15 protein-coding genes are annotated in these 14,534 nt (G+C 38.2%); 2 read left to right on the top strand and 13 right to left on the bottom strand.

Going from position 1 to position 14,534, the window contains the following annotated elements; all coding sequences use genetic code 11:
* Window positions 1-10 precede the first annotated feature (10 nt).
* Window positions 11-1,363, bottom strand: coding sequence for an MATE family efflux transporter (locus BQ5796_RS06940; protein ID WP_234969316.1), 1,353 nt, complete (start codon window positions 1,361-1,363; stop codon window positions 11-13).
* 184 nt (window positions 1,364-1,547) lie between these two features.
* The gene (locus tag BQ5796_RS06935) at window positions 1,548-1,892 is read right to left on the bottom strand and encodes an ArsR/SmtB family transcription factor (protein ID WP_083413059.1); all 345 of its coding nucleotides are present in this window, start codon (window positions 1,890-1,892) and stop codon (window positions 1,548-1,550) included.
* Window positions 1,893-2,083: 191 nt separating this feature from the next.
* Between BQ5796_RS06935 and BQ5796_RS06930 the strand changes: the two genes are divergently transcribed.
* The gene (locus BQ5796_RS06930; RefSeq protein WP_071459571.1) at window positions 2,084-2,764 is read left to right on the top strand and encodes a glycosyltransferase family 2 protein; all 681 of its coding nucleotides are present in this window, start codon (window positions 2,084-2,086) and stop codon (window positions 2,762-2,764) included.
* A 16-nt stretch (window positions 2,765-2,780) separates the two neighbouring features.
* Window positions 2,781-4,040, top strand: coding sequence for a glycosyltransferase (locus BQ5796_RS06925; RefSeq protein ID WP_083413058.1), 1,260 nt, complete (start codon window positions 2,781-2,783; stop codon window positions 4,038-4,040).
* Between the two features lie 129 nt (window positions 4,041-4,169).
* On the opposite strand, the gene BQ5796_RS06920 is transcribed toward BQ5796_RS06925, so the two are convergent.
* From BQ5796_RS06920 to BQ5796_RS06865, 11 genes are all read right to left on the bottom strand, one after another.
* Window positions 4,170-4,574, bottom strand: a complete 405-nt coding sequence (locus tag BQ5796_RS06920) for a hypothetical protein (protein WP_071459570.1) — start codon at window positions 4,572-4,574, stop codon at window positions 4,170-4,172.
* Window positions 4,575-4,678: 104 nt separating this feature from the next.
* Window positions 4,679-5,749: a glycosyltransferase gene (locus BQ5796_RS06915; protein ID WP_071459569.1), complete on the bottom strand. Its 1,071-nt coding sequence runs from the start codon at window positions 5,747-5,749 to the stop codon at window positions 4,679-4,681.
* Window positions 5,750-5,796: 47 nt separating this feature from the next.
* A complete protein-coding gene (locus BQ5796_RS06910; protein WP_071459568.1) occupies window positions 5,797-6,306 on the bottom strand; it encodes a PIG-L family deacetylase in 510 nt (169 codons plus the stop codon).
* Window positions 6,307-6,334: 28 nt separating this feature from the next.
* Window positions 6,335-7,030 (bottom strand): serine/threonine protein kinase, encoded by a 696-nt coding sequence (locus BQ5796_RS06905; RefSeq protein ID WP_071459567.1) that lies wholly within the window; start codon window positions 7,028-7,030, stop codon window positions 6,335-6,337.
* Between the two features lie 63 nt (window positions 7,031-7,093).
* A complete protein-coding gene (locus BQ5796_RS06900; protein ID WP_071459566.1) occupies window positions 7,094-8,113 on the bottom strand; it encodes a glycosyltransferase family protein in 1,020 nt (339 codons plus the stop codon).
* Window positions 8,114-8,153: 40 nt separating this feature from the next.
* A complete protein-coding gene (locus tag BQ5796_RS06895) occupies window positions 8,154-9,089 on the bottom strand; it encodes a CgeB family protein (protein ID WP_071459565.1) in 936 nt (311 codons plus the stop codon).
* A 293-nt stretch (window positions 9,090-9,382) separates the two neighbouring features.
* Window positions 9,383-11,518, bottom strand: a complete 2,136-nt coding sequence (locus tag BQ5796_RS06890) for a heavy metal translocating P-type ATPase (protein WP_083413056.1) — start codon at window positions 11,516-11,518, stop codon at window positions 9,383-9,385.
* Window positions 11,511-11,879: an ArsR/SmtB family transcription factor gene (locus tag BQ5796_RS06885; RefSeq protein WP_071459564.1), complete on the bottom strand. Its 369-nt coding sequence runs from the start codon at window positions 11,877-11,879 to the stop codon at window positions 11,511-11,513. The genes BQ5796_RS06890 and BQ5796_RS06885 overlap by 8 nt, the downstream gene beginning before the upstream one ends.
* 717 nt (window positions 11,880-12,596) lie before the next feature.
* Complete coding sequence (locus BQ5796_RS06875; protein WP_071459562.1) at window positions 12,597-13,379, bottom strand: ABC transporter permease subunit; 783 nt, start codon at window positions 13,377-13,379, stop codon at window positions 12,597-12,599.
* Window positions 13,376-14,284 carry an ABC transporter ATP-binding protein gene (locus BQ5796_RS06870; protein ID WP_071459561.1) on the bottom strand — a complete coding sequence of 303 codons (909 nt, stop codon included), beginning with the start codon at window positions 14,282-14,284 and terminating at the stop codon, window positions 13,376-13,378. Before BQ5796_RS06870 ends, BQ5796_RS06875 begins: the two co-directional genes overlap by 4 nt.
* Complete coding sequence (locus BQ5796_RS06865; protein WP_071459560.1) at window positions 14,281-14,520, bottom strand: PLD nuclease N-terminal domain-containing protein; 240 nt, start codon at window positions 14,518-14,520, stop codon at window positions 14,281-14,283. The genes BQ5796_RS06870 and BQ5796_RS06865 overlap by 4 nt, the downstream gene beginning before the upstream one ends.
* Window positions 14,521-14,534: the final 14 nt, after the last annotated feature.

The following is a 14,534-nucleotide window of genomic DNA, read 5'->3' as shown; positions in this document are numbered from 1 at the left end:
CAAACATCGATCAATTCCATTTTCTCAGGTACCATTTAAACCAGCAGACGAGAACAATTCCTTTTATTACACTGCTTATCGCAATAGACATCCATACACCATTCAAGCCAAATGGAGCTGATAATACAATCGCTAAAGGGATTCTTAACGCAGTGAAAATAATACTGGAAATAGGAGGTAGATGCGTCTTGCCAATTCCATTGAATGCTCCAACTGTCATTAGTTCCATACCCATAAACAATTGTGATAATCCAATTATTCTCATATAACTAGTGCCTGCTTGTAGGCTTGATTTGTCAGAAAGAAACAAGGAGAAAATTTCCTGCGGGAATGCGATGAAAAATACGGAAACCATTGCACCAAAAACAGCTGTAATCATCAATGCCTTTTGATAGCCGCTCTTAATTCGGTCCATCCTATTTGCTCCATAGTTTTGCCCAATAAAGGCAGCAACTGCACCTTGAAGCCCGCCAATCGTCATATACGAAATGGATTCAATCTGGACACCAATCCTTTGAACCGCAATGGCGTCCGACCCCCAATGGACAATAATTTTAGCAATAATAATCGAAATAACAGTAAAAGTAATCCGTTGTACCGTGATAGGAAGCCCCATTAAGAGGATTGCTTTTATGGAGCTCATTTTGAAGGTAATCCGTTTGGAGAACATGTGTAGGTTCCTCGTTTGGATGAAAAACAATAAGGTGACGATTATATTTGCTGTTAATGTCGCAAGCGCTGCCCCCAACACACCTAATCCGTTAAAATCTCTCACTCCAAAAATTAATAATGGATCGAGAATCATGTTGATGAGAAACCCCACTGTAAAGACACGGAACGGTTTTCCGCTGCTACCCATTGAGTTCAGGACGATGCTGAATAAAGTATTAAAAAAAGTAAAAATCGTCCCAATCATCGATATGACTAGAAATTTTGTAGCCTCCTGCTCTATTTCTTTGCTGCCTAGATCAAAATAACCGATTAAATTATTTTTGGCTAAAAGGATAAATATCATGTATAAAGCTGCCAATATAATAGACATCAGAAACCCATTATTAATTAACTCTTTTGCTTTATCATCATTTCCGGCTCCCATATTATGAGCAACCTTCACACCGATTCCAATCGAAATGATCGTAAACAAAGCAGCTCCCATATGGACAAAGAAACTAGCTGTCCCTACTGCTGCAACCGGACCACTTCCTAACTTTCCAACCCAGATCATGTCAACAAGCCCATAGGTAGTTGATATGAAATTTGTCGCAATAATCGGTAGCGTTAGCTTCATTAGCGTAGGCGTAATCGGACCAAGAGTTAAATCATGCGTCCCTTTCATCGGTGTAGCTCCCTCGTTTAGTTTCAATGATACAACCTCTTTTTAAAAACTAGTGGCCTAATCAACATTTAACCAAGTTATTTCGCCGCCACAAAAATCTACAGTATTATCGCAAACATTCACTTTATTGTTCATTTTTTCACATAAGTGTATTTATCCTACCCAGCCCCGATGGCTTCCCATCCAAAACGCTTGAATGTATCTAACTATTTTAAGATTGCTTAACCGTACTGGAACGCAATGTCTGCAGCTTACGAAATACATCTTGATCACGGAGTTTATAATGGCTCCATGAACCATGGATTTCACGTTCTATCAATTTCGCTTTAAATAAAATATTTAAGTGGTACGACACCTTTGATTGGGCTAGACCCAACAACTCCTCAAATTCACAAGTACACAGGTCGGAACGATTTTGCAAAAAGTAAACCATCTGAATCCTTATCGGATCACTAAGAGCTTTTGCTATCATTGCAAGCCTTTCAGTTTCTGCATTATCATATAATGGGATATTGCCACTAAATATACGAGGAGTTTGATTCTTACCTTGTTTCACTCAACCAGCCCCTTCATCAACTTTTTTTGATTATCTTTAACTTATCCCAGTCATATGTAATAGTCAATGGATTATTGAACAAGTTATTAAATAGTTTTCTCCCAAGGTTCCATATTTGCATGATTTAAGTATTTTTCATTGTTATATTTCATAAAAATAAATGAAAAGCTAAATTCCCAGGGGGGGATGATTTGATATCAATCATCACATCTACGAAAAGACCAGATTTCCTTCAAAATATCGTTCGTAATTTTGAAAATCAAGATATTAAAGAAAAAGAACTAGTTCTGATTTTACATGGATTTAGCGAAAACTTGAGCAGTGAATTGCTGAATAACCCATTAATAAAACTTGTATATTCTTCTATAGAACAGCCCCTTGGCACTTGTTTAAATGAAGGAATCCTTCAGGCAAAATACAATATTATTGCAAGATTTGACGACGATGATTATTATGGTCCACACTACCTTTCCGAAGCGCTTAAAACAATGGAAGAGAAGGACGTAGAAATAATCGGAAAGCAATCTCTCTTTATCTATTTTATCGTTGACCAGCAATTGTCACTGCTGTTTCCTGGGAAAGAAAATAGGTTTATCAAAAGCCAATCCGATACATTAGCCGGATCAACACTGATTTTTAAAAAGAAAATAGTAGATAGAGTGATATTCCAACCTGTTTCGTTGGGCGAAGATACTGCTTTTTTGGAGGAGTGTAAAAAGCTCCGTATACGAATGTATGCTTCTACTCCGGATCATTACGTACATATCCGCTATCCATACTATCATCATACTTCAGACGCTGATAACAGACGATTAAAAAGCCACTGTCTCCCTCTTGTAAAGACAAAATGTTTTTTAGAATATGTCAATTAATTGGGGGTAGTTGGCAATGGATAAAAATTATTCGGAAATAGAACGGCTGAGAAGGAATTTGGAATACAGAAAAACAGTGGATGAGGAGGGAACATTTAGCTCCATTTCTGCTACAAAGAAAGATATCTTAAAAGAATTGGAAAAAATCCTCAAAAATCAACCCAACAAAATAGTTTTCTTGTTCCCTTCCCTGCTAGATTGGAATATCCCACTTTTTCAACGGCCTCAGCATATCGCATTGAATCTTGCAAAAGAAGGTGGATTATATCTTTTTGGAACAGTAAATGTTTATGATCAAGTGGAGACGATTGAAGAAATTGCACCTTGTTGTTATTTGATAAATATGAGTGATCCTTTAATCGAAAGTGCTATCCTTTCTTTTTTGCAAGTTTTAAGCAACAGGGTGATTGTCCATTTATATTCAGGGGATTTAACGAGGGGATATGAGTTTGTAAAAGCATGTATTGATCAAGGGTTTGATCTTCTATATGAGTATATAGATGAACTGTCGCCTGCAATATCCGGTATTCCGGTACCACGGCGCGTTATGGAAAGGCATTTCGGCATCCTTGCTAATCCATCCTGTTACGTAATCGCCACAGCAGATAAGCTATACAAAGATGTTTTGGATAAAAGGAAACCCATTCGTACCAAACTAATTACCAATGGAGTAGATTATCCACATTTCAGTGAAGTTTCAAAAGATATATGTACTCCTTTAATGGATCATCTAATACATGTAAATAAACCGATTATCGGGTATTTCGGTGCGCTGGCAAGTTGGTTCGATTATCTTCTTGTAGAGAAGCTTGCGTTAAGCAATGTAGATTATCAGATTGTCCTGATTGGACTTGATTATGATCAAAGCATTAAAAAAAGCCGTATCCTTTCTCTCCCTAATGTTCATTACCTAGGTGTGGTTCCTTATATCCAACTACCTTTTTACGCCAAAAAATTTGACGTTTCGATTATTCCTTTCCTTGTTAACGAGGTAACGATTTCCACGTCTCCCATCAAGCTATTTGAGTATATGGCATTAGGGCATCCGATTGTGACAACTGCTCTACCGGAGTGTCTCAAATATAAGTCAGTTCTCATTGCTCATGACCATAATGACTTTTTAGCAAAGGTAGAATTTGCTTTATCCATCCTGAATGATGAAAATCTTAAAGATTTGCTTCAGAAAGAAGCACAGGATAATAGTTGGAATGAAAAAGCTAAAGGCATTTTAAAACTGCTTACAGAAGATAATCGCCATTACTCTGTCAAAAAGTAACATGAAAATGAAGCAGGCAAGTCATTGTTATGTTGTATGTAATATAAATATGATTACATACAACATAACAATGTGGTCCACTTAATGATAAGGCTGCATCGTTATTGCCCACAACCAAATCCAGTTAAATCAATAACATTTATTCTTGACTTCAAAAGAAATGCTTTCAATATCCCCACAAGAAATAATAACTGCTACAGCAGGAAGTTTCGGTGATTTCATTTCAGGTTGGATAATAATAATACATCCTGTACATTTATCGAAGCACTTAATAGTGCCAATGATTTCATCTGCTGTTTTTGTTCTTAATCGAAGGGTTTTATGTGCTTTTACTAAATCAGGAAGAATTCTGCAAATACAATTGCCAGAATTCTTATAATGACAGTTTTTATCACAATGCTGCCCCTCATGGCGATGACAGTCTTTGTCGCAATCGTCCTCTCCATGGCCATGGCAGTCTCTATGAGACCTTTTGTCATTATGGTGATCTTTATCGCTTTGGTCCAGCATGTTTTTAATTTCGTTCAGATTCATAACCTTTCCCCTTTCTCCTGAGACAACAGGTGTATACTATATAATATTCTTCTTTAAAGAGGCGGTGCTAGGCTGTTTCATTAATTTGAAGCTTCGTTCTCTTGTTAATTATCCATGCAATATTGTTCGTATGTTCGTATCAGTTGGATCACTATTTCTTTACAATCATGATGCCTATATACTGCTTCATATCCTTCCTGTGCAGCCTGGTTAAGCTCCTTCGGATTATTAATCAATCCGGTAATGATCGATAACAGTTCATAATCGTCTACTTGTCTAAAGGTACTCCCTTGCATTATGGCATCATGGTTCTTTTTACTAATAAGTCCTCCAAACCCTTCCCACATCGCGTAGACTGGAACCTTACAGGCTAATGCCTCCAATGCAACCCTTCCGCTACCAAAAACCAAATCTGAAATATTATAAATATCTTCTATTTTCTCTTGCCAACTTATTAACTTTACTTTAACCCCATTCGATACCTCAATTGGAAAGGAATGTTGGACTTCCTTCCGTTTCCCTCCATCTCCAACAATAATAATATTTAAGTCTTCCACTCTTTTTGCTAGTTCGGGAATGCACCTTAAGAATTGGATGATAGGTTTTTCTTTATCATCATCAAAACGACTGATGAGCGAGATGGTAAACCCTTTGCGGTTCAGTCCAAGAATGTCCATCAGTTGCTCATCCCTTGCCCTTGGACGGAAGGTATTAAGATCAATCCCATTTCTTATGATTGAAATCTTCTCAGGTTGTATAACGTTATTGAGCAAATGAAGCGCAACTCTAAAGTCAACAGCAATAATCCTTTTTACACTGTTGCTTATTTCATTGCCCAACGGAGATTGGTCAAAGCCAAAATCGTATAACCCGTGCATGGTTACAACGAAAGGTTTCTGTAGGAGTGTCGCGATTTCCTTTCCTTTAATGATCGCTGTAAAGGGGTGCGAGTGAATAATATCCGGATTGAACCTGTTTATTTCATCAAAGGCATCTTCAGACCAACTTAAGAATTTAAAATGGCGGGAATTGATTTGGGAGATGATGGATGGCGAGCATGATGCACAGTAGAGAAGAACTTCATTACCGCGACCGGTTAGTCCATTAATTATTGATGTGATATGGGTTTCCAATCCTCCCTGAACCAAATGATCTGCCAGCATAACAATTCTCAACAATTATCCCTCCTTTCTAGCTAATTCTTCAGTTCATTTCCAGTAATTTAGGATACTTTTTTGAATTGTTCGTATTCCAACTCTTTTAGTGTTAAAAAGTAATCTTTTTGAAGGCGAAAAAGGGAATAATGATGGAGAAGCTGCAGCTTTCTTGTATAGATATCCGTTGGAAGCTTTTGATCACCAATTCCAAACACATATAAATTCTCCTTTACAAGGCCATGAAGAATCTGGGATAGGGCAATATGCTGAGTATGACCATACTCTCCTTTTAAATTATGTGTAACAATTTTCCTGTAATTATTCCCTTCCAATACTTGCTTTAGTTTTTGACTAAGCAGGTTTCTGTCAAAATCTCCATTCCACTCATCAATAAAATCCCAAATCTCATATTCTGCTTTTACTTTGTCCATTACATGATGAAACTCTTTTGCCCTCTGAGCGTTTTCTCCATTTGTAACACATATAACCTTCCAGCCCGTTTCTTTAATCAGTTCTCCACCTCCAAAAAGAAGCTCGTCATCCGGGTGGGCCACAACCATAAGTTTGTCAGCCATACTTCGCACACCCTCCCCAATTATGTTTTTAAACGTCATATGTTTCTAAGTCTTGAATAAAATCTGCTGCTTTCCTATATCGTTGTTTAGGATCCTTGTTCATCGCTTTCTCCAATATAACTTTTAACTTTGCATGAGTGATGTTTTGCGTCTTGACTTCTCCCGTCAAAACGTACGTACATACTGCAGCCGCTGAGTAAAAATCATAACTGTCATCTATTTCCTTAGAAGAAGGCGGAGCGAAAATCCAGTTTTTCACCTCCCCTTTGTAAACTCCTTCAAGGTCTTTTAATTTAGCGGATTCAAAATCAATAATTTTAAGGCTCAGTGTATTTTTATTTGTAAGGATAATGTTACGGGGACTGATATCGGCATGCAAGATACCTTTTGAATGAAGGAATTGTAATCCTTTAAGAAGATTTATCGTAACTTTGACTGCTTCTTTTTCGCTTAGTGAGTCAAGTACACTCCCACTGAGTTGCTCCATGACAATACACGCATGATTATCATGGATAAAAAAATCGAAAAACTCCACGAGCCACTCGTTTTTTCCATAGATATTCATTATCCATGCTTCCTTAAGTCCAAGGGCTATATTCGCCATTTTTTTAATGGCAACCTTTTTTTGATTGAGCGAGTCAATGCCAAAATATACAGCACTTGTTCCTCCATATCCTTTTTGGGCCAAATTAACTTCATACTTCCCCCATAACTCGGTTCGCATTGTCGGTTTCTCCCCCCTATGGCTTCGCTGTTTATTAGCCTTAGTGTTTAAGAATAAAAATTCCTAGTACACGGTATTTTCACATAATTTGTATTTAATGATCTGCAATGCTTCCTTTCCACGGTCTAACCAGGAATTTTCCCGAGCAGCTTTTTGCCTTTCGTGGATTTTTTCCGGAGAATTCGTTTCAATCGCAGCTTGAATCCTTTGCAACACATTATTCTCATCAGCAAAGAAGCATAAATGCTTGTATTTCTCTAATTCAGGCAGCGGGGCACTTACTACAGGCTTCCCTGCAGACAGGTACTCAAAGAATTTAATAGGATGAGTAGCTTTAATCATTTGAGTCATTTTAAATGGGATGATTGCAACGTCAAACCAACTAAGGTATTGCGGTAAGTCTTCATAAAATTTCATATCAAGAATTGTAACGTTCGGATGATGGATATCAATAGTTTTTGAACCAATCAGGACAACAGGATACCAGGAAGCTATTTTTTTAATTACCTCTACATCCAGCCATGAATAAATGGCACCATAATAGCCTATTAGAGGTTTACCCTCAGTAACTGGCAAATCCTTTGGGCGATCCCCCATTGGTGCTTCCGCAACTTTAAAATGGTCATAATCCGCTCCGTTCGGTAACAGCAATACGTCTTTTCCCTTTCTTCGGTGGAATTTATAAATAGGCTGAGAAGTAGCAAAAATAATGTCGCTTTTTTCTTCCATTTCAGGAATTAAATCTTTCCATACCGAAAACTCATCTGAAGGAAGATCGCATGAGTCATAAATTGTCAAATCGGGTTTCAGCCTATTGATCTCTTTTCCTTGGTTAACCGCACACCATAACACTACTTTCCCTTTAAGAAAAGGAGATAAGTCTACATTCTTTTTCAATACTTTGAAATTAGGGAGTGACGGAAATGGAAGCTCAATATCCTTATCTTGTCTGAAAAAAGTTTCCGGGTTAATAAATAATACATTGGCACCCAGTTCGGCAAGCACCTTCATCATTTGCTGCGGCCTTTGATACATGAACTTATAGTCAATAGCAGGGGGGTAAACAATAGTGATTCCTTCCATAAAAAAATACCTCTTTCCTAGCTCTTTTTTAATTTATAGTTTAAAGCTCCTTTATTATTTCTTTAGCTCTTTGCTCGTACGTATGATAGTTATACACATGCTTTTGTCCGTTTATAGCTATTCTTTCTCTTGCCGAATGATTTGCAAGGTAAAAATTCATTAATTCAACCGTTTCTTCGTAGCTTCCCGAAGAAACTAAATGTTCGTGATTCACAAACATCGCCTCAATTGCTTTTGTTCGTTGAGTCAAAAAGAATCCACAACATCCCAAAACCTCAAATGTCCTCATTGACTGCATGGTAAGTGAATTTTCGATAGAATGAACGCCGAGGGTGATTTTTGTCGAAGAATACGCATAAACGCTTTCCTCATGGGCAATATAGCCTTTCGCATAAGGATCGGGGACGAAAAATCGGTGATTCGGATTTTGCCAATCCATACCATATATTTCGATTTTTTTCTGCTTATCAATAAAAGGTTTTAATATATAGTTATAAGCATTATATCTTTCATCAAAAACATCATAGTTATTTCCAATATGAACAGCGTCCAAGTCCGCAAAATTTTTTTTAAAAGGTTTTTTATGATAATAATCCGGATCAATAGCAAACGGTATACAAATAGCCGTTATGTTCTCCTCTTTGTAATTTCTAAGCATCTCAATGCAAGGCGTAAGCGTCAGTTCAGATTTTCTTGCCCATTCCATAGCCAGTGAACTATTGGCAACCGGATCCTCAATAGCCCAATAAATATGTGGGATTGAATACTTTTCCAATACAGGGAAGACAAATTTTTTTGTATCTACTCCACCTTCTGTAAATAGATAATCAGGTTTAAACTCTTCAATTTTTTTTATCAATCCTTCTTCTGACTGTTCTGGGACCTCTAAGCGATCGGTTATCCAACCGTTTTTTTTAAAGCCTGCCTGCATTCCATATTTTATAATTGGAGGTGGATTGGTAAATAGTATTTTCAATATTAATCGCTCCCTTATTCATCATGAATAGCTTCCCCTTCCCATAAAAAGCACTGTGCTAGTTGTTCTCATAATATGTATTTTCTAAAGAAGAGTGATATTTTCTCGAATATTAAAAATTTTTAGGCTAATGAACAATTATGAACAACGTGATTTTATCATTAACAGGGCTATAAAAATCTCCAAAGCTGAACTTCTTAGTGGATGTATTTTACAATTCTTCCAACTACTATTTATTGAATAAATAAGAACAATTACTCCATTAAGAAAAGCTTCTCTAGAAAAGAGAAGCCCTATTTTTTCACTTGTAACAGCCGCAATCCATTCAAGGTCACAATCAAGGTTGCACCCATATCGGCAAAAATGGCAATCCACAATGTCAGCCAGCCTGGAATTACAAGCAGCAATGCCAACAACTTTACTGCCAAGGAAAAAGCAATGTTTTGTTTGATGATGGCGAGCGCCTTTCGGCTCAGACTGACCGTGAACGGAAGCTTCTTCAGGTCGTCTCCCATCAAGGCAACATCTGCTGTTTCAAGCGCGATATCTGTTCCTGCACCACCCATTGCCACCCCTACTGTCGCAGCAGCAAGTGCAGGAGCATCATTGATGCCGTCCCCCACCATAGCAACATGATGGTACTTGCTGCGCATTTTTTTTATTAATTCTAATTTATCATGCGGGAGGAGTTCTGCCTTTATGTCAGTCACACCAACGTGGTTTCCAATAGCATTAGCAGTCCCTTCATTGTCTCCTGTCAGCATGATCGTCTTTTCAATTCCCATTGCATGTAGTTGTTTGATCATGGCAGGGCTGTATTCCCTTACCTCATCGGCTACTGCCACTATCCCTAGTACATTGGATGATGTCCCTGCAACCATGATAGTCTTTCCTTGTGCTTGTAAGTCCTTAATCTTTATCAATATTTCCTCTGGAATGCCATTTGCCAAGATTTCAACGAATAGATTAGGACTTCCGACATAATACGAAGTTCCATTGATGATCCCTTGAATCCCTTTTCCTGTAATCGAAGTGAATGCCTCTACAGGCAAATCTTTATAAGGGATGTTACCTTCCTCTGCCCTTCTTATGATGGCTGAAGCGAGGGGATGCTCGGAACGATATTCCAATGCAGTAATGATAGAAAGTAATTCCTTTTCGCTACAGCTATTAAACACTAAACACTCAGTTACAACTGGAACCCCTTTTGTTAGAGTGCCAGTCTTGTCAAAGGCAATTGCCTTTAAAGCACCAATCTGTTCGAGGTAAATGCCTCCTTTGATCAGCACCCCGTTTTTAGCTGCATTTCCGATGGCTGTCACAATCGCAACCGGGGTAGAAATCACCAGAGCGCAAGGACACCCTACAACCAGTACGGCTAGCCCTTGGTAAACCCACTCACTCCACTCTTCTCTAAATATGAGCGGCGGAATGATGGCAACAAGTGCCGCGAACACAATGATTGCAGGAGTATAGTATTTGGCAAACTTGTCAACAAAAGCTTGAGATGGTGCCCGTTCCGCTTGAGCTTCCTCGACAAGATGAATAATTTTTGCAATGGTTGTGTCATCGACCTTTTTTGTAACTTCAATCTCTAAAATCCCTTCGGCATTTAATGTGCCTGCAAACACATCATCATCGACACTCTTTTCCACGGGTACGGATTCGCCCGTAATGGCAGCCTGGTTTACAGCAGAATGTCCCTTTGCCACCACACCGTCCATGGCAATTTTTTGTCCCGGCTTTACAATCATGATGTCTCCCACTACGATATCTTCCACATCAACCATGATCTCTTGCCCATTCCGCCGTATTAATGCTTCCTTCGGGGCAATATCCATCAAAGACCTTATCGAAGCCCTCGCTTTATCCATTGAGTAAGTCTCAAGCGCCTCAGAGATGGCAAACAAGATGACAACAACCGCTCCTTCACTCCACTCCCCAATAAGGGCGGCTCCTATAATTGCAATGGTCATCAGCGTCCTCATATCAAATTCCAGGCGTATGAGATTCTTGAACCCGACCTTGAATAAAGAGAACCCTCCGATAACGATAGCCGCTAAGAATGCAGCAATGGTAAAAAAATTTTCTTCCCCGTTTAGAAATTGCGATACGTATCCTAAAATAATAAACAACAAAGATGCTAAGAGAGTGGAATACTCTTTCCATAAAAGAATCTTTCCCCTCTGCTCCACTCCACCTTTTTCCGGGTAAATTTTTAGATTTTCAAAAGCACCGGCTTTTTCCAATTCATCAATTGTTGTATTCCCGTATACAGTCACCTTCGAGGCACCGAAGTTTACATTCGCATCAAAAACACCATCCAGGTGTTTTACGTTCTTTTCGAACTTAGTGGCACAGCCTGCTCAAGTGAATCCCTGAATCCGGTAAACATGCTTTTCTGCTTGTTGTCCGTTAGAATCAGCCATGATTGAAAACCTCCTTTTGGTGTTCACTTGCCAGCCTAACCAATTGTTTGACATGATCATCCACCAATGAATAATAAACAAGTTTGCCTTCCTTGCGATACTTGGCAATTCCCTGTCTGTTCAGGAGGCGCAAATGATGAGAAACCGCAGCCGTCGAGGCTCCTACAATACTTCCTACATCGCAGACGCAAAGTTCTTCTTCAATATATAAGGAATAGACAATCTTCATCCGGGTTTCATCTGATAATGCTTTAAAAATTTTAGCTAATCCCAAAACGTCTTGCTTTTCCAATTCACTTTTTAGACGATCCACTTTTATTTTGTCGACACAATTAACATGACAGATATCATTTTTTTGCATGCTGACACCTCCTTATTCAAACATCCATTTGATAATATTTTATTCAAACATATATTTGAATGTCAATGAATAAACGAGAATGTACCACCTTTTTCATAATGCACCTTTATCCTTGTTTAACTTTTAAAATTCACCAAGATATTTTTTAAAACAAACAAAAACCGCTCAAGTGAAAAGTCACTGTGCGGTTTAATTATTTTGTTACCTCAATATGACCATAATTAAAAAGAGCCGTCATTATCCTCTAACAGCATAAACACTGATTCTGAAAGTGCTTGACAGCTGTGGTATGTTATTCATCCTCTTCTAGCTGTGTTGGATCTTTTATCATTCTAATCATTCTATTTTTTTGGTTTACAGAAAATTGAGTATTCCAGGAAGATACATATTGAAAGTGAACCTCGTCATCACTATTGATGCTAAACCTTAAAATGCTATCATTATCATCTTCTAACATTAGTACGTATTCATTTTGATTAGAAAACAACTTTAATTTTTGGCTACAAGATAATGTCCATGATTGGGTTAATGCATGTTCTACAGTTTCCGTAATATTCACCTCGAAAAATTTATTGACACACACACTGCTGTCATTTTATATATTCACCCATTTATCCTCTTTTCCCTTCCCAACTACTTTCAGACTTTAAACATTTTACAAATTTTACTCTATTTGAATCTCCCAAATCAGATAGAACTCTTCCTAGATATCAATGCCTAATGAAATTTCTTCTGAGTGATCCAATAATATGAAATACCTAGTGTCACCAAAACCCAAAGCATGGTGATCAATAGGTTTCCATATAGGCTATTCACGGCTGAACCGGTGCTCAATAGTTCCATTGCATGATTACTCATTCCTGCTGGATTCAGCATATCGAGCACTGGGTGCACCCCGACTAACATCCGATTTAAGAGCAGAAACACTATGGAGATTAAAGCAATAATGCCCTGACTGTTGAAAATAGTACTAATCATGGATGTAAAGGTGACCATAAACAACACCCAGACAAAATAAATGAATAAAGATGCAAGGACACTGGTGAGTTGAACGCTGGAGAATAAATACCTTGCATACAAAAAAGCAACAATAAAGCCACAAGATACACTTAGAATAATGATAATATAGTTTGATATTACCTTGCCCCAAATGTAAGCTGCCACCGAAACTGGTCTTGTTAATATAAAGGCAAGCATCCCGCTCTCTTTGTCGGTCTGAATGACCCCCATTACTGAAACAATAATAATCATCATGCCTAGCTGGTCAAATTGGGAACCAAGAGTAGCCGCCATTATCTGACCGCCCTCCTGTTGAACCATTGAAGAATCAATTGTAATGCCCTGGCCTCCCCCTATAGCTTTTATAATAGCCGGGAGGTAATACATAACTACAGGCTGTGTCGCACCTAAGAATATGAATACTAAAGGAAGCCAAATAATTTTATAGTCTCGTTTCATCTGAACAAGCTCTTTATTTATTAGAACCAATAAGGAATTCATTCTTCCACCACCAATTTCAAAAAGATATCTTCCAGCGTTTTTCTTCCGTCCTCTTCAAATCTTAAAATATCAACATCACAATTCAATGCGTTTTTTAATAACATGTTTTTTTGTTTCTGGGGATATTCCAGTGTAAATTCCACCTTGCTCCCCTTCACTTCAATTTTTTTCACAAAGGATAATTCTCTGGCTGATTGAATCCATTGCAAATCTTTTGGAGCAATCTCCAATGAGACTGGCCCCCTTGTATTTCGGTTCAACAACTCTGTTATCGTCGTATCTTTAATTTTTTTGCCATTTTTCATAATAACAAATCTTTCACATATTTCTTCTGCATCACTTAAAATATGGGTGGACAGCAGTATGGTTGTTTCTTTTTTTATTTCGCGAATCAAATTTAGTACTTCCCTGCGGCCAATTGGGTCTAATGCGGAAACAGGTTCATCCATAACAATGAAAGCTGGTGTATGAAGAATCGCCTGTGCGATTCCTAACCTTTGTCTCATACCTCCCGAAAATGTTTGGACTTTTACATTTCCTTCCCCTGTAAGGCCGACTTTTTCTAGGACAACTGGAACCTTTTCCAGCAGCTTTTGCTTCGATATTCCTGAAAGCTGCCCCATGAAAAGAAGCGTTTCCTTCGCCGTCATCCATGGAAAAAAATTTGGATACTGTGGCAAATAACCGATCTCCCGCTTCATATTTGAGATTCTCTGCCCATCAAGAAGTACCTCGCCTTCATCAGCGCGAAATACATCGGCAATAATCTTTATTAACGTAGACTTGCCCGCACCATTCGGCCCAATCAATCCTACACATTGGCCTGTTTCAAGCTCCATTGAAAACTCGCTGACCGCATTCTTTTGTTTAAACCGCTTTGATACATTCTTTATCTCTAATCTCATAAAGGAAAATCATCCTTTCGTCCAACTGCAAAATATAAAATAGCACCAATTGTATTGCAAAACAAAATGAGCAATGTCCACATTAAAATGTTCTTTCTCGTTTTACGATGGTGGTACAAATCAACCAAGGCAATAAAAATAAGCACCAATCCAACCACTGCAAACGGCAAAATAACCGGCAGCACTTCCATAAAATCAATATTGTCAAGTTCATTCCACCCGTAATGAAGTTTCATCCTTATATCCCCTT

The organism is Bacillus massilinigeriensis (assembly GCF_900111815.1).
Taxonomy (GTDB): domain Bacteria; phylum Bacillota; class Bacilli; order Bacillales; family Cytobacillaceae; genus Mesobacillus_C; species Mesobacillus_C mediterraneensis.
Note: the sequence above shows the minus strand (reverse complement) of the source record. Positions and strands in the feature narration are given on the sequence as shown.